Origin of the sequence: Myxococcus qinghaiensis, assembly GCF_024198215.1 — a bacterium.
Classification (GTDB): Bacteria; Myxococcota; Myxococcia; order Myxococcales; family Myxococcaceae; genus Myxococcus; species Myxococcus qinghaiensis.
The window spans coordinates 87036-108167 of the sequence record NZ_JAKCFA010000021.1; the positions used below are offsets into that span (position 1 = coordinate 87036).

The window sequence follows — 21132 nt, forward strand, 5'->3', positions numbered from 1 at the left end:
TGCCGGAGGTGTAGATGAGGTAGGCGAGGTCTTCGGCGGTGGCGAGGGGTGCCGGTTTCGTCGTGGGCTTCTTCCCCGCCGTAGCGCCCCAGTCCTCGTCGACGCGGAGGACGTTGAGCGCGCTCGCGGGCAGCGCATCCGCGAGCACCGACTCGGTGAGGACGATGGCGACGTGGGTGTCGTCCAGGAGGAAGGCGATGCGCGAGTCGGGCAGGGCCGGGTCGAGCGGCAGGTAGGCGGCCCCCGCCTTGAGCGTGGCCCAGAGGGACACGACCATCTCCGGCGAGCGGCGGAAGTAGAGGCCCACTCGGGACCCTCGTCCCACACCCAGGTCTCGCAGCGCGTGCGCGAGCTGGTTGGCCCGGGCCTCCAGCTCACGGAAGGTGAGCCGTGCTTCGCCCATGGTGACGGCAATGGCATCGGGAGTGCGAGCCACGGCCTCCTCGAAGAGGGCGTGGACGGTGGTGTGCGCCGGGAAGTCCGCGCGCGTGTCATTCCACTCCACCAGGACTCGGCGCTCTTCGGCTTCGTCCATGAGCGGCAGGGACGCGACGGGCGCATCCGGCTGGTCCACCGCGGCGCGGAGCAGCGTGAGGAAGTGGGACGCCAGGCGGGAGATGGTGGAGGCGTCGAACAGCGCAGTGGAGAACTGGAGCGCGCCCTGGAAGCCCGACGGCGTCTCGACGAGGGAGAGGTCCAGGTCGAACTTGGCGACGGCGTTGCCGAAGTCGACGGGGAGGATGCGCAGGCCCGGCAGCTCCAGGTCCCCCATGGGGATGTTGAGGAGCGAGAAGAAGACCTGGAACAGGGGAGAGAAGCCGAGGCTGCGCTCGGGCTGGAGCTCCTCGACGAGCTTCTCGAAGGGGACGTCCTGGTGCTCGTACGCCTCCAGCGTGGAGGCGCGCACCTGGGCGAGCAGCTCGCGGAAGGAGGCGCGCGGGTGGATGCGCGCGCGCAGCACGAGCGTGTTGACGAAGAAGCCGATGAGGGGCTCGGTCTCCGCGTGGTTGCGGCCTGCGATGGGCGAGCCGACGGTGAGGTCGTCCTGCCCGGAGTAGCGCGCGAGCAGCAGCTGGAATGCCGCCAGCAACGTCATGAAGGGCGTGGCGCCTTCGCGCTGGGAGAGCGCCTTCACGGCCTCGGAGAGTCGCGAGCCGAGCGAGAGTGGATGAACCGCGGCCTCGCGCGACTGGATGGCGGGACGAGGCCTGTCGGTGGGCAGCTCCAGCAGGGCCGGTACCCCATGGAGGTGTTGCTTCCAGTAGTCCAGCTCCGCGCGGAGCACCTCGTCGCGCAGCCAGCCGCGCTGCCATGCGGCGAAGTCGGCGTACTGCACGCGCAGCGGCGGCAGTGTCGCCGGCACCCCGGACAGCTGCGCCGCGTAGAGCGCGCCCAGTTCTCGCACCAGGACCCCGGTGGACCAGCCATCCGAGACGATGTGGTGGACGGTGAAGAGCAGCAGGTGCGCGTGCTCCTCCAGTCGGAGGAGGGAGAGACGGAAGAGCGAGTCCGAGGTCAGGTCGAACGGACGCGCGGACTCCTCCAGGGCCAGGGTCCGCTCCTCGAATGAACGGGAGGCCGGGTCGAGGTGGCGCAGGTCGACGCGAGGAATGCTGACGGGAGCCGCCGCGCGGACCCGCTGGAGGGGCTGCCCCTCGGCGGAGGGCGCGAAGGTGGTGCGCAGCACCTCATGTCGGGCGACGACCTCGGAGACGGCGCGCTCGAGGGCGGCGACGTCCAGGGCGCCTTCGAGGCGCAGGGCGATGGGGATGTTGTAGAGGGCGCTCCCCGGTTCGAGCTGGTCGATGACCCACAGGCGCTGCTGCGCGAAGGACAGCGGCAGTGCCTCGGTGCGAGGCACGGGGACGAGGGGAGGTGTCGCCGACGTGCCCCCGCGAGTGCTCGCGTCGATGCGCGCGGCCAGGGACGAGACGGTAGGGGCCTCGAAGAGGGCGCGGAGCGGCAGCTCGACCTGGAAGGCCGCGCGGATGCGTGAAGCGAGCTGGGTGGCGAGGAGCGAATGTCCTCCGAGCGCGAAGAACGAATCCTCGGCGCCGACGCGCTCCATGCGCAGCAGCTCCGCCATGAGAGAGGCCAGCGTGCGCTCGGTGTCGGTGCGAGGCGCGACGTAGGTTTCGGTGAGAACCGCGTCGGGAGACGGCAGGGCGCCTCGGTCGAGCTTGCCGTTGGCCGTGAGGGGCAGGGCCTCCAGCGGCACCAGGACGGCGGGCACCATGTACTCGGGCAGACGCGCCAGGAGGAAGGTGCGCAGGGCCGCGACGTCCAACGTCTCGCGGGCCACGACGTAGCCCACGAGGTGCTGGTTGCCCGGCGAGTCCTCGCGAACCAGCGCGACGGCTTCACGGATATCGGCGTGCGCCAGGAGCGCGGCTTCGACTTCACCCAGCTCGATGCGCTGGCCACGCAGCTTCACCTGGAAGTCGAGGCGGCCGAGGTACTCCAGGGTGCCGTCCGCGAGCCAGCGCACCTTGTCTCCGGTGCGATAGAGGCGGGCACCAGGCTCGATGCTGAACGGGTCCGGGATGAAGCGCTCCGCGGTGAGGTGCGGGCGGTGGAGATAGCCGAGCGCGAGCTGGGCGCCGGCGAGGAACAGCTCACCTGGGACACCCGTGGGCACGGGCTGGAGGAGCGCGTCGAGGACGTAGGCCCGGGTGTTGGAGACGGGCCGGCCGATGGGGATGGCCGCGCGAGACTCCGACGGTGAGGCGTAGGCGAACGTCGCGTCGATGGTGACTTCGGTGGGGCCGTAGAGGTTGAAGAGATGGGTCCTGGGCAGCGTGGCGCGGAGGCGGCGAGCGAGGTCGGAGGGCAGGGCTTCGCCACCGCAGAAGAGGAAGCGGAGGTGGGAAGCAGTCGCGAGGCTGTCTTCTTCGAGGAGGAAGCGCAGCAACGAGGGGACGACCTGGAGGACGGAGACGCGGTGTCGCAGGACGCTGGCCAGGAGCGCGGCCGGGTCGCGATGCGCGTCGACGGACGCGAGGACCAGGGAATTTCCCGTGAGGAGCGGCGCCCAGATTTCCCAGATGGAGGCGTCGAAGCTGAGCGGCGTCTTGAGGAGGACCCTCTCGCCGGGCAGGAGGGGGAAGGTGGAGAGGAACCAGGCCATGTGGTTGGCGAGGGCCTGATGCGAGACGAGCGTGGCCTTGGGCTGGCCGGAGGAGCCGGAGGTGTAGATGAGGTACGCGGGGCTGGAGGGCGCGACGGCCACCTCGGTGACGTAGCTGCTCATGCCTTCATCCGCCTGCGCGCCCCACCGCGGGTCCAGGCAGATGACCGTGGGGCCCGCGGGCAACGCCGCCTGGAGGTGGGGCTGGGTGAGGAGCACCGGAGGCGCGGCGTCCTGGAGCATGAAGGCCAGCCGCTCCCGGGGATACGCCGGGTCGAGCGGGAGCCACGCGGCGCCCGCCTTGAGGATGGCGAGCAGGGCGATGGGCAGCTCGAGTGAGCGCTCCATGAAGACCGCGACGAGGGAGCCCGGACGGACACCGGCCTGGAGGAGCCGGGAGGCGAGACGGCTGGCGCGGGCCTCGAGCTGGGCGAAGGAGAGAGCGCCCTCGTCAGAGATGACCGCGATGTTGTGAGGCATGAGCCCGGCCCAGGTGGAGACCTGACGATGGACGGGGCTGTCGAGCGGGAAGTCGATGCCGGTGTCGTTCCACTCGACGAGGAGGCGGTGCCGCTCGGCGGCGTCCATGAGCGACAGGGAGGAGACAGGCACCTCCGGCTGTTCCACGGCGGCGTGGAGCAGGGTGAGGAAGTGCGTCGCCATCCGCGCGACGGTGTCCGCGTCGAAGAGGGCGGTGGAGAACTGGAGCGCGCCCTCGAAGCCCGTGGGGGACTCGGAGAGGGTGAGGTCGAGGTCGAACTTGGCGAGCAGCCCCGTCGGCGCGAGCGGGCGCAGGCTCAGTCCAGGAAGCTCCAGCTCGCCGGTGGGCGCGTTGAGCAGCGAGAAGGTGACCTGGAAGAGCGGAGAGAAGCCGAGGCTGCGCTGGGGCTGCAGCTCCTCCACGAGCTTCTCGAACGGCACGTCCTGGTGCTCGAACGCGCCGAGGGTGGACTGCTTCACCTGGGTGAGCAGCTCGGAGAACGTCACGCGCGGGGCCACCCGGGCGCGCAGCACCAGGGTGTTGACGAAGAAGCCGATGAGGTCCTCCGTCTCGGCGCGGTTGCGTCCCGCGATGGGCGAACCGACGACGACGTCGTCCTGTCCGGAGTAGCGCGAGAGCAGGAGCTGGAACGCCGCCAGCAGCGTCATGAACGGCGTGGCGCCATGGCGCTGGGAGAGCGCCTTGACGGCCTCGGACAGCTCGGTTCCCAGGGAGACAGGGTGGAGCGCCGCCTCGCGTGAGGGCAACACGGCGCGGGGCCTGTCGAGGGGCAGCTCCAGCAGGGCGGGAGCGCCCGTCAGCGCGTCACGCCACCACGCGAGCTGCTCCTCCAGGGCCACGTCTCGCAACCAGCCGCGCTGCCACACGGCGAAGTCCGCGTACTGCACGGCCAGCTCCGCCAATGGAGACGGACGGCCCTCGCGGAAGGCCGCGTACAGCGCGACCAGCTCGCGCACCAGCACGCTCATGGACCAGGCGTCGGCGACGCCGTGATGCAACGTGACGAGCAGCACGTGCGAAGTCGTGGCCCGCCGCAACAACGTGGCCCTCAGCAACGGACCGCGTGCGAGATCGAACGGGCGCAGGGCCTCCTCCGACGTCAACCTCCGCGTCTCGCGAGCCTGCTCCTCGTGCGCGAGCGACTCCAGTGCCACCACGGGCAGCGGGAACGGCGCGGCCGGGTGGATGCGCTGGACGGCCTGGCCTTCCACGGCGCCGAAGGTGGTGCGCAGGGACTCGTGGCGCCGCCGAAGCTCGGTGAAGGCGCGCTCCAGCGCGGGGATATCCAGTGGCCCCTCCAGCTCCAGGGCCGTGGGGATGTTGTAGAGCGAGCTGCCGGGCTCCAACTGGTCGATGAACCACAATCGCTGCTGAGCGAAGGACAGCGGCAAGTCTCCCGTGCGCGGCGCGGGAGTCAGCGCGGGAACCTTCGTGGTGCTCTCGCCGCCCTGGGCGAGCGCCTCCAGCCGCAGGGCAAGCCGCGCCACGGTGGGGGCCTCGAAGAGCTCGCGCAGGGGCAGCTCGACGCCAAAGGCGACCTGCACGCGCGAGAGGGCCTGGGTGGCCAGGAGCGAGTGGCCACCCAGCTCGAAGAAGTCGTCATGGACGCCGACGCGCTCGACGTGCAGCAGTTCCTGCCACAGCGTGGCGAGCCGCGACTCGGTCTCACCGCGAGGCGCGACGTACTCCCGCGCCTCTGCCTCACCCGCGCCTTCGGGCGGAGGCAAGGCCTTGCGGTCGACCTTCCCGTGGGCAGTGAGCGGCAGCGCGGGCAGGACGGCGATGGCGGAGGGCACCATGTGCTCGGGCAGCCGCTCCTTGAGGGCGGCGCGCAGCGAGGCCGGGTCGACCGACTCGTCCTCCTCGGCCACGACATAGGCCACCAGCCGGGTGAGGCCGGGGACATCCTCGCGCACGATGGCGACGGCCTCGCGCACGGAGGGAAGCCGCGAGAGGACGGACTCGACCTCGCCCAGCTCAATGCGGAAGCCGCGCAGCTTCACCTGCGAGTCGAGGCGGCCCAGGTACTCGAGCGTTCCATCGGCGCGCCACCGCGCCCGGTCTCCGGTGCGGTAGAGCCGCGCCCCGGCCACTCCAGAGAGCGCATCCGGGATGAAGCGCTCGGCGGTGAGCGCCGGCTGTCCCAGGTAGCCTCGCGCCAGACCGACGCCACCCACGCACAGCTCGCCGGGCACGCCGACGGGCTGCGGACGCAGCGAAGCGTCCAGTACGTACACCTGGAGGTTGGCCCAGGGGCGACCGATGGTGAGGGGCTGTCCGGCCGTCAGCGGCTCGGTGATGGAGGCGCAGACGGTGGTCTCAGTGGGGCCGTACGCGTTGAGGAAGCGCACGTGCGGAGCCCAGCGGCGCACCAGCTCCGGCGTGCACGCCTCGCCAGCGGAGACGAGCGTCTCCAACGCGGGGAAGTCCTCGGGCGACAGCTGCGCGAGGACCGAGGGAGTGAGCGTCACCGCGGTGATGGACTCGTCGCGGGCCAGTGCACGCAGGGGTGCTCCGGGGAGGAGTCGCTCACGAGGTGCCAGCACCAGGGTGGTACCCGAGAGCAACGCGCCGAAGAACTCCCAGACCGACGCATCGAAGCCAGCGGAGAAGAACTGGAGGACGCGGCTGCCGGTGCCGAGCCCCATGGCGCGGCCTGTCTGGAGCGCCGTGTTGCACAGGCCCCGGTGCTGCAAGAGCGTGCCCTTGGGTCTGCCGGTGCTGCCCGAGGTGTAGATGATGTACGCGAGGTTGTCGGCGGTGGTGGCCGGCTCTGGCGCGTGAGTGGGCTGAGCGGCGATGAGGGCCGCGTCCACATCGAGCAGGACAAGCTGCTCGCTCCCCGCGGGGAGGTCGTCGGAGATGGCCTCGGTGGTGACGAGGACCGGAGCCGCGCAGTCGCGCAGCATGAAGGTGAGGCGCTCGACGGGATAGCTGGGGTCGAGTGGGACGTAGGCTCCGCCTGCCTTGAGGATGCCGAGGATGGCGACGGCGGTGTCGAGCGAGCGCTCCACGCAGAGGGCGACAGGCACGTCCTCTCGGACGCCAAGGCCTCGCAGGTGGTGTGCGAGCTGATTGGCGCGGGCGTCGAGCTGCGCGTACGAAAGCTGCTGGTCCTCGAAGCGCACGGCGATGGCGTCTGGCGTGCGCGCGGCCTGCGCCTGGAAGAGCTGGTGCGCGCCGGCGTCACGCGGGAAGTCCTGCGCGGTGGCGTTCCAGTCGACGAGGAGATGGCGCTGCTCCACCTGGGCCATGAGGGGCAGGTCGGAGATGCGCGTGCCGGGGCTCTCCGTGGCGGCCTCCAGCACCACGCCGAGGTGGCGCACGAGTCCGTCGATGGTGGCCGCCTCGAAGAGGTCCGTGCGGTACTCGCACGTGCACTCCAGCCCGGCCTCCGTCTCGACGATGGCGAGCGTGAGGTCCAGGCGCGAGGTGCCGGACTCCGAGTACTCGGGGCGCAGCGTGAGGCCGGGCACCTCCAGCGCGGCGGCCGGCTGGTTCTGCAGCACCAGCTTCACCTGGAACAAGGGGGTATGGCCGAGGCTGCGCTCGGGGTTGAGGGCCTTGACCAGCTCCTCGAACGGCAGGTCCTGATGCGCGTGGGCACCGAGCGTGACGTCGCGCACCTGGGCCAGCAGCTCGAGGAACGTCATCCCCGGCGTGGTCCGCGCGCGCAAGGCAAGCTGGTTCACGAAGAAGCCGATGAGGCCCTCCGTCTCAACACGGTTGCGGTTGGCGATGTCCGTGCCGACGACGAGGTCTTCTTGCCCTGAGTACCGGGAGAGGACGATGTCGAAGCCCGCCAGCAGCGCCATGAAGAGGGTGGTGCCCTCCCGGCGGGAGAGGGCCTGGAGCGCCACGGCCAGCGTGCGCGGCAACGTGCGGGTGAGGGTGGCACCCTGGAAGCCCTGGATGGCGGGCCGAGGGAAATCCGTGGGGAGTTCGAGGAAGCGAGGCGCGCCCCGGAGGTGCTCGCGCCACCAGGAGAGCTGCGCTTCGAGCGCATCGCCCTGGAGCCAGCCGCGCTGCCAGGCCGCGTAGTCCGCGTACTGGATGGACAGCTCGGGGAGCGGAGACGCACGGCCCTCGCGGAAGGCCGCATAGAGCGCGGCGGACTCACGCACCAGCACATCGACGGACCAGCCATCCGACACGATGTGGTGCAGGGTCAGCAGCAGGACGTGCCGCGACTCGGACAGCCGCAGCAGCGAGGCGCGCAGCAGCGGCCCGCGAGTGAGGTCGAACGGACGTCGTGCCTCTTCGCGAGCAAGGCGCCGGGCTTCCGCCTCACCTTCATCGGAGGAGAGCGCGGAGAGGTCCACGCGAGGCAGCGGAACCGGGGCCGCTGGATGGATGACCTGGACGGGCCCCTCACGGAAGGTGGTGCGCAGCACCTCGTGTCGGCGTACCAGCTCGGTGAAGGCGTGCTCCAGCGCGGGGAGGTCGAGGGTCCCCTCCAGCCGGAGGCCCACGGGCATGTTGTAGAACGGGCTGTCCGGCTCCAGCCTGTCGAGGAACCACAGGCGCTGCTGGGCGAAGGACAGGGGCAGCTCACCCGAGCGCGAGACCTGCTGAAGCGGCGGCGGGGCATGACGCTCCACCGCATGCGCCGAGGTGTCGACCCGACGCGCGAGCTGCGCGACGGTCGGTGCCTCGAAGAGGGTGCGCAACGGAAGCGTGACGCCGAGCGCCTCCCGGACACGTGAGACGACCTGGGTGGCGAGCAGGGAGTGTCCACCCAGCTCGAAGAAGCTGTTGGTAGTACCCACGCGCTCCAGCCCGAGCACCTGGGCGAAGAGTCCGGCGAGGACTTCTTCCGTGGGAGTGCCCGGTGCGACGTAGACACCCGAGGACTCGGGCCGCTCGGGGATGGGGAGCGCCTTGCGGTCGAGCTTGCCGTTGGGAGACAGGGGCAAGGCCGGCAGCGTCACGAAGGCCGAGGGCACCATGTACTCGGGCAGTCGCTCCGAGAGGACGGTGCGAAGCACCTGCGTGTCCGGCGCGGTGGAAGCACCGACGACATAGGCCACGAGGCGCTGGTCACCGGGAGAGTCCTCACGGGCGAGGACGACGCAATCGCGGACGCCCGGTGCGGCGAGGAGCGCGGCCTCGATTTCGCCCAGCTCGATGCGGAAGCCGCGCAGCTTCACCTGGAAGTCGGCACGGCCGAGGTACTCGAGAGAGCCATCAGGCAGCCAGCGAGCGACGTCTCCAGTGCGGTAGAGGCGCGCGCCCGGAGTGCCGGAGAAGGCGTCGGGGAGGAAGCGCTCGGCGGTGAGGGAGGGACGGTTGAGGTAGCCGAGGCCGACCTGGATGCCGCCGATGAAGAGCTCGCCCGGGACGCCGACGGGCGTGGGAAGGCCCGAGGCGTCGAGGACGTGGAGCCAGGTGTTGGAGACGGGGCGGCCGATGGGGACGAAGTGACGGGAGTCGCCGCGAGCGCAATGCCAGAAGGAGACGTCGACGGCGGCTTCGGTGGGGCCGTAGAGGTTGTGGACCTCGGAGGAGGAGGGAAGGACGGCATGCGCGCGGCGGACGAGCTCGGCGGGGAGTGCCTCACCACTGCACACGACGTGGCGCAGACTGGAGAGCGCATCGAGCCCCGGCTCCTCCAGGAAGGCGCGGAGCATGGAGGGGACGAAGTGGAGCGTGGAGACGCGCTGCTCCGCGATGAGGCGGACGAGGTAGGCGGGGTCCTGGTGACCGCCGGGCTTCGCGAGGACGAGCCGTGCACCTGTCATGAGGGGCCAGAAGAACTCCCAGACGGAGACGTCGAAGGAGAAGGGGGTCTTCTGAAGGACGGTGTCGGAAGGCGTCAGCGCGTACTGCTGCTGCATCCACAGCAGGCGGTTGACGACACCTGAGTGGGCATTCATGGCGCCCTTGGGGCGGCCGGTGGAGCCAGACGTGAAGATGACGTAGGCGAGGGCGTCGGGACCGGCCAGCAGCTCGGGCGAGGAGGAGGGCTGGCGAGAGACAGCGTCCCACTCGGAGTCCAGGCAGAGCACGCGAGCGGTGTGCTCGGGGAGCACGGCCTTCAAGCGCTCATGAGTGAGGAGCACGGGCGCGTCCGCGTCCTCCAGCATGCCGGCGAGACGCTCGCGCGGATACGCGGGGTCCAACGGGACGTAGGCGGCGCCGGACTTGAGGACGGCGAGCAGCGCGACGACGAGGTCGAACGAGCGCTCCAGGCAGACGCCGACGAGGACGCCGGGGCGAGCACCGAGGGCACGCAGGTGGTGCGCGAGCTGATTGGAGCGTGAGTCGAGCTGGGCGTAGGTGAGGACACTGTCCTCGAAGCGAAGGGCCTCCGCGTCGGGAGTGCGGCGAGCCTGGGCGTCGATGAGCGAGTGCAGGCACACGTCGCGCGGAAGGTCGGCCGTGGTGTCATTCCACGTCCTGAGCTGCGCGAGCTCGTCACCCGTCAGCATCCCCAGCCCGCGCATGGGCCGGTCCGCATCCGTGGTGACGGTCTCCAGCAGCACCCGGTAGTGATGTGCGAGCCGCTCCGCCGTCCCCGCGTCGAACAAGTCTGTGTTGTAGGTCAGCGACGCCGTCAGGACGCCATCGACCTCCTCGACGCCCAGGTCGAGGTCGAACTTCGCCGTCTCCGACTGGGGCGGCAGCAGCTCCATCTCCAGACCCGGGAGCTTCAGCGGCTCGGTGGGGGCGTTCTGGAACGTGAGGGTGACCTGGAATAGCGGGCTGCGACTGAGGTCTCGCTGGGGCTGGAGTTCCTCGACGAGCTTCTCGAAGGGGACATCCTGGTGCTCGTACGCGGCCAGCGTGCGCTCACGGACCTGGGCGAGCAGCGCGCGGAACGACTGGCGGTCATCGATGGTCGACCGCAGCACGAGGGTGTTGACGAAGAAGCCGATGAGGCCCTCCACCTCCGAGCGGTGCCGGTTGGCGATGGGCATGCCGACGGAGATGTCGTCCTGCCGCGAGTAGCGTGAGAGCAGCAGCTGCCACGCCGCCAGCATCACCATGAAGGGAGTCGCGCCCGCGCGTTGCGCCAGCGTCTTCACCGCGTCGCTCGCCTCACGCGGCAGCACGAGAGGCAGCGTGGCACCCCGGTACGTCTGCGCCGAGGGGCGTGGCCGGTCCGTCGGCAGCTCCAGCGCCTGGGATGCGCCCGCGAGCTGCTGGCGCCACCAGTCGAGTTCCTGCTTCAGCACCTCACCCCGGAGCCACTGTCGCTGCCAGAGGGAGAAGTCCGCGTACTGCACGGGCAGCGGAGCCAGCGCGGAGGGAGGCCCTCCCGTCAGCTCGCGGTAGTACGCACCCAGCTCCCTCACCATGACGGCCGAGGACCAGCCGTCCGAGATGATGTGGTGCAGCGTCACCAGGAGCACATGCCGGCGAGGCGCCAGCCGCACCAGCGAGGCGCTCACCAGCGGCCCCCGGGCGAGGTCGAACGGACGCTGGGCCTCCTCGCGTGCCAGCCGCCGCGCCTCGTCGTCACGTACGCCATCGGCCAGCGAAGACAGGTCCACCACCGGAAGCTCCAGGGAGAGCTCGGTGTGGATGTGCTGCACGGGCTCACCGTCCCGCGCGACGAAGGTCGTCCGCAGGGCCTCATGCCTGCGCACGAGCGCATGCAGCGCGGCGCGAAGGGCCTCCACGTCCAGGACGCCTTCGAGCTTCAGCGCCGTGGGGAGGTTGTAGGCGGCGCTGCCCGGCTCGAACTGGTCGAGGAACCAGAGCCGCTGCTGAGCGAACGAGAGAGGAATGACGCCATCGCGCGCGCCCGGGCGCAGCATGAGGCGCACCGCCCCCGTGCCCTCGCCGCTTCTCGCCGCAATCCGCCGGGAGAGCTGCTCAATGGTGGGCGACTCGAAGAGGTCGCGCAGCGGAAGCTCCACCCCCAGCACGGAGTGGATGCGCGAGACGACCTGGGTCGCGAGCAGGGAGTGGCCACCGAGCGCGAAGAAGCTGTCCGTCGCCCCCACGTGCTCCACGCCCAGCACCTGCGCGAACACCTGGGCGAGCTGCTCCTCGGTCCGTGAGCGCGGCGCGGTGTAGCGCGAGTCGCTCTGCATCGGTGTGGCCGGGGCCTTGCGGTCAGCCCTGCCGTTGAAGGCACGAAGGACCTGCTCGCGCTCCTCTCCCGTCAACAGGGCGATGGAAGCGAGGCGCGCCTCCGGGGCGGCCATCAGCGCCTGGAGCGCGACGCTCCAGTGGTGGAGGAGGCGCTCGGGGATGGAGGACTCGAAGCGCGCGGCGTCGAAGAGCAGGCGCAGCTCCAGCGAGTCCCCAGGGATGACGTACGCCTCCAGCGGCGTGTCCGTCTGGTCCACGATGGTGAAGTCGCGGATGCCCAGCGCATCTCCGGCGGAGTTTACCGCGGCGTCGACGGGGAAGTTCTCGACGATGAAGAGGGACTCGAAGAGGGGCGTTCCGCGCGGTACGTCACTCCACCCATGCAGCCGCACGAGGGACGAGTGCTCGAACTGGCGCAGTTCGAGCTGTTGGGTGTGGAGTTGCTGGAGCCAGGAGAGGGCGGTGGTGTCGTCGTCGACGTGGATGCGAACGGGCACCGTGTTGATGAAGAGCCCGATGGCGCGGTCGATACCGGAGACCTCGGCGGAGCGACCCGAGGTGGTGGCGCCGAAGACGATGTCGCTCTCACCCGTGTGACGCGAGAGCACCAGGGCCCACGCGGCCTGGACCAGCGCATTGAGGGTGAGGTGGTGCCGGCGGACGAAGGCCTGGAGGTCCGCGGTGAGTTGCGCGGGCAGGTGGAGCTGGAGGCGCTGACGCTGGAGCACCGCGTCCGGGTCGTGAGGAAGGGCACCGGGCAGGGGAGTGGGCGAGGTGAATCCACGCAGCGTCTTGCGCCAGTAGAGCTCCGCGGGCTCCATCGGCTGACGCTGGAGCCAGGTGATGTAGTCGCGGAAGACCGTCGCATCACTCCGGACCCACACCAGGCCCGCGCGAACCTGCTCGTAGGTGGTGAAGAGGTCCTGGAAGAGGAGGCCCATGCTCCAGCCGTCCATCAACATGTGATGCGTCGTCCCGAGCGCGCGCCACGTCTGCTCATCGGTGCGGATGACCGTCAGCCGCAGCAGCGGCGGCGTGCGCAGGTCGAACCCGCGAGCGCGGTCCTCGGCGAGCAGGGCCTGGAAGCGGGACTGCTGCTCCACGTCCCCCACGCCACGCCAGTCGAGCTCCTCCCACGGCAGGGCCGCACCCGGGTGGACGAGTTGGAGGGGTTCCTGCGAGCCGCCCGTGAGGAAGGACGTGCGCAGCAGGGGCTGACGCTGGATGACGGCTTCCCAGGTGCGCCGGAACGCATCCAGGTCCAACGCGCCACCGAAGCTCCACGTCAGCTGGGTGACGTAGACGCCGGAGCCCGGCGCCGCGAGGGTGTGGAAGAGCATGCCCTGCTGCAAGGGCGACAGCGGATAGAGGTCCTCCACCGGCGTGCCCGGGGGAACCAGCCGGTCCGCGATGGCCTGCTTCAACCGGCTCAGGACGAGGTCCGAGGACTCATGGCCCTTCGAGTCCGTCAACGTGCGCTGGGTGAGCGCGAGCAGTGCGGAGTCCGACTGCTCGGCCCATGCGCCGCCTTCGAACTTCACGACCCGGGCAAGGGCCTCCAGCGTCGGGTGCTGGAAGAGCTGCTGGGTGGTGAGCTGGAGGCCCGCGTTGCGTGCGCGGGAGACAATCTGGATGGAGAGGATGGAGTCGCCACCCAGCGCGAAGAAGTTGTCCTGGCGTGTGACACGCGGCGCGCGCAGGGCCTCGGACCAGATGGCGGCGAGGACCTTCTCCTGGGTCGTCCTTGGTTCGGAGTCGTCGGGGACGGCGGACTGCGGGCTCTGGCTCAGCGGCGAGGGGAGGGCCTTGCGGTCGACCTTGCCGTTGGGAGTGAGAGGGAGCGCGGAGAGCGAGACGAAGAGGGAGGGCACCATGTGCTCGGGCAGGTGCCGTTGAGCGAAGTCGCGCAGCGCGGAGGCGTCGAGCGAGTGGCCGGGCTGAGGGACGAGCCAGGCGACGAGGCGCCCGTCACCGGAGGCATCGAGGTGGACACCCGCGACGGCCTGGAGGACGGAGGTGTGGCGTGAGAGGGCAGCCTCGACTTCGCCCAGCTCGATGCGGAAGCCGCGCAGCTTCACCTGGAAGTCGGCGCGACCGAGGAAGTCGAGCGAGCCGTCAGGGCGCCAGCGAGCGAGGTCACCCGTGCGGTAGAGGCGAGCGCCGGGGATGTCGGAGAAGGCGTCGGGGAGGAAGCGCTCGGCGGTGAGGTCGGGGCGGCCGAGGTAGCCGCGAACGACACCTTCGCCAGAGATGAAGAGCTCGCCGGGTGAGCCGATGGGGCAGGGCTGGCCGGAGGCGTCGAGGACGAAGAGCCGGTTGTTGGTGAGGGGCGTGCCGATGGAAAGCGTGGAGGCGCCTTCGTCGGAGGAAGAAGCGGAGTGGGAGGAGGACCAGACGGTGGTTTCCGTCGGGCCGTACATGTTGAGGAGGGAGGAGTGTGGAAGCGCTGCGCGAAGCTGGGAGGCGAGCGGGCCGGGGAGTGCCTCACCGCCGACGAGGAGGTAGCGGAGCGAGGAGAGGGCGGCGACCGAGTCCGTGGCGAGCACCCTGGCGCGCGCGAAGGAGGGCGTGCACTGGAGGTGGGAGACAGGGTGGCGGCGGAGGACCTCGGGCAGCGTCAGCGCGGTGCCGAGGCGAGAGGCGGCACGCTCGTCATGGAGGACGACGTGGAAGCCTCGGCAGAGCGTCCAGAGGAGCTCCAGGACGGAGATGTCGAAGGAGATGGAGGTGACGGCGAGCCAGGTGCCGGGAGAGGAACCCAGCCGGTCATCCATGGCGGCGAAGAAGTTGGCGGCGGTGCGGTGCGGCACCATGACGCCCTTGGGCCTGCCAGTGGAGCCCGACGTGTAGATGACGTACGCCAGATTCGCCGCGTCCGCATCGCCGGGAGCCCGTGCCTCCTCATCGCCCGTCTCATCGAGAAGCAGGACGTGCGCATCCGAGGCAGGCAGTGAGTCGCGGAGGTGGCGCGAGGTGAGGATGAACGGAGCGCGAGAGTCCTGGAGCATCCAGGAGAGGCGGTCCGAGGGGTAGTCGGGGTCGAGGGGAAGGTAGGCGCCGCCCGCATGGAGGATGGCGAGCATGGCGGCGACCATGTCGGCGGAGCGGTGGACGAAGAGACCGACGGGAGCGTCCGGACGGAGCCCGAGCGACTGGAGTCGATGGGAGAGCCGAAGGACGCGCTGGCGGAGGTGACGGTAGGAGAGGGAGACGTCACCGAAGGACAGCGCGGTGGCGTCGGGAGTGCGCGCGGCCTGTGCCTCGAACTGGAGGTGGAGGCAGGACGGGTCGAAGTCGCGTGAAGACGCGTTGAAGGAGCGAAGGACCTGCGCGCGCTCCTCTCCCGTCAGAAGAGAGAGCGTCCCCAGGCGTGAGTCGGGACTGGAGACGAGGGCCTGGAGCGCGACGCGCCAGTGGCGCAGGAGGCGCTCGGGAGTGGAGGGCTCGAAGCGCGCGGCATCAAAGAGCAGGCGCAGCTCCAGCGAGTCCCCGGGGATGACGTACGCCTCCAGCGGGGTATCGGCCTGCTCACGCGCGCTGAAGTCGCGAATCCCCAGGTCGGCGCTGGCCGAGTTGACGGCGGCGTCGACGGGGAAGTTCTCGACGATGAAGAGGGACTCGAAGAGGGGCGTGCCGCGCGGCACGTCGCTCCACCGCTGGAGGTGGGTCAGCGGCGTGTGCTCGAACTGGCGCAGTTCGAGCTGCTGGGTGTGGAGCTGCTGGAGCCAGGAGAGGGCGGTGGTGTCGTCGTCGACGAAGATGCGAACGGGCAGGGTGTTGATGAAGAGCCCGATGGCGTTCTCGATGCCGGAGATCTCGGCGGAGCGTCCCGAGGTGGTGGCGCCGAAGACGATGTCCTTCTCACCGGTGTGACGTGAGAGCACCAGGGTCCATGCGGCCTGGACCAGCGCATTGAGGGTGAGGTGGTGCTGCCGGACGAAGGCCTGGAGGTCCGCGGTGAGCTGCGCGGGCAGCCAGGCGTTCAGGTGCTGACGCTGGAGCACCTGATTCGGATTTCGGGGAAGGGCGCCAGGCAGGGGCGTGGGCGCTGTGAAGCCACGCAGCGTCTTGCGCCAATAGAGCTCCGCGGGCTCCAACGACTGCCGCTGGAGCCAGGCGATGTAGTCGCGGAAGGAGGTCGCCTCACTGCCGGACAGGCGCCGACCGGAGCGAACCTGCTCGTAGGTGGTGAAGAGTTCCTGGAAGAGGAGCCCGAGGCTCCAGCCATCCACGATGAGGTGGTGCAGCGTCCAGAGGACTCGCCACTCACGCTCCTCGGTGCGAACGACTGTCAGCCGCAGCAGAGGAGGCGTGCTCAGGTCGAAGCCACGAGCACGATCCTTGGACACGAGGGCTTCGAAGCGGCTTCGCTGCTCGGCCTCGTCCACGCCGCGCCAGTCGTGCTCCTCCCAGGGGAGGGTGGCCTCAGGGTGGACCCACTGGAGGGGCTCGGCGGCGCCCTCGGCGATGAAGGACGTGCGCAGCAAGGGTTGCCGCTGGATGACGGCTTCCCAGGTGCGACGGAAGGCGGTCATGTCCACGGCGCCGCCGAAGGTCCACGCCAACTGCGTGACGTAGACACCGGAGCCCGGGGCCGTGAGGGTGTGGAAGAGCATGCCCTGCTGCAAGGGCGACAGCGGATAGAGGTCGTCCGCCAGCGTCCCCGCTGGCAGCACGCGGTCGAGCACCGATTGAGACAGCCGGGCCAGGGGGAAGTCGGTGGGCGTGAAGCGACGAGCGTCTTCGGAGCCGCGGTCGTCGATGAGCCGCCGCAGCGTGTGCAGGCACCGCTCGGCCAGGGCTTGAATGGTCTCTTCCCGGTGCGCGGCCTCGCTGTACGTCCACACCAGGGTCAGCCGGCCCTCGAAGACGTAGCCGTTGATCTCCAACAGGTGGGAGAGCGCTGCACCGGGAGCGCGCAGTGCGCCCAGGGGCTCGCGCGTCGCGGTGAACGGATTCAGCACCGAGCCGTCACCACCGGACTGGTGGAACTGGCCCAGGTAGTTGAAGAGCACCTGCGCACAAGGCAGCGCGCGCAACTCCCTCGCCTGCTCCTCGTCCGCCAGGTGGCGCAGCAGGCCGTAGCCCAGGCCCTTCCGAGGAAGGCGCCGCAGCGAGTCCCGCACCGCGCGCAGCCGGTCACCCAGGCTGTTGGTGCCCGAGACGTCCAGCGTCACGGGATACAGCGTGGTGAGCCAGCCCACGGTGCGAGACAGGTCCACGTCGTCGGAGAACGGCTCGCGACCATGGCCCTCCAGCTCCACACGCAGGCGAGGTTGGCCCATCCAATGCGTGAGGCTGTCGGTCACCACCGTCAACAGCACGTCGTTGATGTGCGCCCGCCAGGAAGACGGAGTCTCCTGCAACAGCAGCCGCGTCTGGGTCTCGTCCAGGGAGACCTCCACCGTGCGCGCGGAGGCCACGGAAGCGGCACCACCCGCTCCATCCCTGGGAAGGGAGGGAACTTCGAGCCGCCCCTCTTCGAGCCACCAGGCCCGCTCCCGAGAGACTTCCTCGGAGCGAGCGAAGTCGCTCAGCTTCGAGGCCCACGTCTTGAAGGACGTGGACCTGGGCGGCAGCGCCACCGGGCGGCCCTGTCGCGACTGCACATACGCCGCGCCGAGGTCCTCCAGGAGCGTGCGCCAGGAGACGCCATCCACGCCCAGGTGGTGCACCGACAGCAGGAGCCGTGAGCCTCGCTCGGCGCCGAGGTGGAAGAGCGCGGAACGCAGCAGCAGCCCTTCGTCAAGCCTGTGGCTCGCGTGGAGACGGGAGGACTCGGACGCCAGGGCTGAAGGCAGCTCCGCGTCGGGCACGGAGGAGAGGTCCACCTGCTCCAAGCGGACAGGGACCTCCAGGCCAGTGAACTCCTGGAGCCAGGTGCCGTCCTGTCGGCGCGTGAAGCGCAGGCGCAACGTGTCGTGGTGGGTGACGACGGCGCGCAGCGCTGCTTCCAGGCACGGGACGTCCACCGGCTCGCTCGACGCGAGCATGAAGGCCTGGGCGAAGTGATGCGGTTCGACGAGCTCCTTCTCGAAGAAGTCGAGCTGGATGGGTGTCAGGAGAGAGGTGCCGAGCACCGGGCCCTGTTCGACCTGGAGTCCACCCTGCTGCTGCGCCACGCGCGCCAGTGCTTCCAATGTCTGGTGTTGGAAGAGCTGGTTGGCGGCCAGGTGCAGTCCGGCCTGACGCGCGCGTGAGACCACCTGGATGGCGAGGATGGAGTCGCCGCCCAGCTCGAAGAAGTTGTCGCGGAGGCCAATGCGCGACACGCCCAACAGCTCGGTCCAGATGGAGGCCAGCGCCTGCTGCCGAGGCGTCTGGGGTTCGACGAAGTCTCCCGCGTCGCGGGACTTCAGCTCCGGAGCCGGCAGCGCCCGCCTGTCGACCTTGCCGTTGGGAGAGAGGGGCAGCGCCGGCAGCGACACGAAGGCCGAGGGCACCATGAACTCGGGCAGGCGCTCGGAGAGGGAGTCGCGCAGGGCCTGCAGGTCGAACTCGGCGGAGGCGACGAGGTACGCGACGAGGCGGGGAGAGGACGCGTCCTCGCGAAGAACGACGACGGCATCGGAGACACCGGAGAATGCGAGGAGCGCCGCCTCGATTTCACCGAGCTCGATGCGGAAGCCACGCAGCTTGACCTGGAAGTCGGCGCGGCCGAGGTACTCGAGAGAGCCATCAGGCAGCCAGCGAGCGACGTCTCCAGTGCGGTAGAGGCGCGCGCCCGGAGTGCCGGAGAAGGCGTCGGGGAGGAAGCGCTCGGCGGTGAGGGAGGGACGGTTGAGGTAGCCGAGGCCGACCTGGATGCCGCCGATGAAGAGCTCGCCAGGAACGCCGACGGGCGTGGGAAGGCCCGAGGCGTCGAGGACGTGGAGCCAGGTGTTGGAGACGGGGCGGCCGATGGGGACGAAGTGACGGGAGTCGCCGCGAGCGCAATGCCAGGAGGAGACGTCGACGGCGGCTTCGGTGGGGCCGTAGAGGTTGTGGACCTCGACGGAGGCGGGAAGGACGGCATGAGCGCGGCGGACGAGCTCCGCGGGCAGGGCCTCACCACTGCACACGACGCGGCGCAGCCCGGAGAGCGCTTCGAGCCCCGGCTCCTCCAGGAAGGCGCGGAGCATGGAGGGAACGAAGTGGAGCGTGGAGACGCGCTGCTCGGCGATGAGGCGGACGAGGTAGGCGGGGTCCTGGTGACCGCCGGGCTTCGCGAGGACGAGCCGCGCACCTGTCATGAGGGGCCAGAAGAACTCCCAGACGGAGACGTCGAAGGAGAAGGGAGTCTTCTGAAGGACGGTGTCGGAAGGCGTCAGCGCGTACTGCTGCTGCATCCACAGCAGGCGGTTGACGATTCCTGTGTGTGTGTTGATGGCGCCCTTGGGGCGGCCGGTGGAGCCGGAGGTGAAGATGACGTAGGCGGGAGCGTCGGCCCCGGCGACGAGAGGCAGCGTGTCGCGGGAGCACGCGGCGACGTCATCCCACTGGGAGTCGAGGCAGAGGACGCGCGCGGAGGAGGGAGGCAGGCTCTCGAGGAGGTGCTGATGGGTGAGAATGACGGGAGCCTGGGCATCGTCGAGCATTCCGACGAGGCGCTCGCGCGGATACGCCGGGTCCAGGGGCACGTAGGCGGCACCGGACTTGAGGACAGCGACCAGCGCGACGACGAGGTCGAGCGAGCGCTCCAGGGAGACACCGACGAGAGTGCCAGGGCGAGCACCAAGAGAGCGCAGCTGCCAGGCGAGCTGGTTGGAGCGTGAGTCGAGCTGCGCGTAGGAGAGCGTCTCGTCCTCGAAGCGGAGGGCCTCCGCGTCGGGAGTGCGGCGAGCCTGGGCCTCGATGAGCGAGTGCAGGCACACGTCCCGTGGGAAGTCGTCCTGGCGGCCCTGGAAGTCGGAGCGCAGCTGGAGCTGCTCCTCCTGGGTGAGCAGGGGCAGCTCGGACAGACGCGTGTCTGGGTTTTCCGCCACCGCGCCGAGCAGCGTGTAGAAATGCCCACGCATCCGCTGGATGGTCGCGACGTCGAAGAGGTCGGTGTTGTATTCGAGCCAGCCGAAGATTTCGTCCGGCCGGTCCTCGCGCAGCTCCAGCAGCAGGTCGAACTTCGCCGAGCCCGGGTCCACCAACAGATAGGTGGACTGCAACCCCGGCATCGACAGGTCCTGTCGCGGGGTGTTCTGGAAGCTGAACATCACCTGGAACAGCGGGTGGCGGCTCAGGTCACGCGGGGGCTTCAGCTCCTCGACCAGCTTCTCGAAGGGCAGCTCCTGGTGCGCGTACGCCGCCATGCACACGTCCTTCGCGCGACGCAGCAGCTCGCGGAAGGTGGGGTTGCCGTCCAGGTCATTGCGCAGCACCAGCGTGTTGACGAAGAAGCCGATCAGCGACTCCAGCTCCGGCACGCCGCGGCCGGCGATGGGCGAGCCGACCGTGATGTCCGTCTGCCGCGAGTGCCGGTGCATCAACGTCTGGAACGTGGCCAGCAACGTCATGAAGAGGGTGGCCCCCTCCTGCTGGCTGAGCTCCTTGAGCGTGCGCGTGAGGGCCACCGGGAGGGTGACGAACTGGCGGGAGCCTCGGTACGTCTGCTCGGGAGGGCGAGGCCTGTCGGTGGGCAGCTCCAGCGGCGCGGGCAGTGTGCGCAGGTGCTGCTTCCAGAACTCCAGCTCCGCGCGCAGCCGCTCGCCCTGCATCCGCTCGCGCTGCCAGACGGCGAAGTCGGAGTACTGGATGGCCGGCTCCGGCAGCTCGGGCGACTGGCCGGTGACTCCCGCGGCGTAGAAGGCCATCAGCTCGCGGACGAAGACGCCCAGGGACCAGCGGTCCGTCACCAGGTGGTGCATGGTGACGAGTGCCACGTGGTTGTCGGGGCCCAGGCGCAGCACCTTGCCGCGCAAGAGCGGCCCGCGCGCCAGGTCGAACAGGCGCTGGGACTCCTCGCTGGTGCGCCGCTCCACCTCGACGTCCTGCTCCTCCTTGGACAGGTGGGAGACGTCCTCCACCGGGACGTGCAGGCGCAGCTCTGGCAACACCACCTGCACGGGGATGCCGTCCTCGCGCGCGGCGAACACGGTGCGCAGCGACTCGTGGCGCCGGACCACCTGATTCACACACCGTTCCAGCAGGGCGATGTCGAGCGCGCCGGTGAACTGGACGGTGATGTGGACGTTGTAGGCGAAGGCGCGACCGCCCTCGAGCTGGTCCACGACCCACAGTCGCTGCTGGGAGAAGGACGCGGGAGCGGGCCCGGTGTCCTCGCGGCGCGGAATGGTCCGCTCCACCGCCTTGGTGGTCGCGTCCTGGAGCTGGCCCTTCTTTTCCTTGAGGAGCAGCTCGTACAGGGCGCGCTGCTTGGGGGTGAGCTTCTCGAGATTCTTGTTCCCACCGCTCATACAGACTCCGAGCGCCAACCCTGAGGAGGCCAGGTAGCGCGAGCACTTGCCGACCGACGCGCTGTCGGTGCGGC

At 69.9% G+C, this 21132-nt stretch carries 1 protein-coding gene (cut by a window edge); it reads right to left on the reverse strand.

The features are described 5' to 3' along the window. Nucleotides 1–21058, reverse strand: partial view of a non-ribosomal peptide synthetase gene (locus tag LZ199_RS33220; protein WP_253997769.1) — the 5' end (the start) only. Its footprint begins 21599 nt before the window's first position; only the first 21058 of its 42657 coding nucleotides appear in the window; its start codon is at nucleotides 21056–21058; its stop codon lies beyond the left edge, outside the window. Nucleotides 21059–21132: the final 74 nt, after the last annotated feature.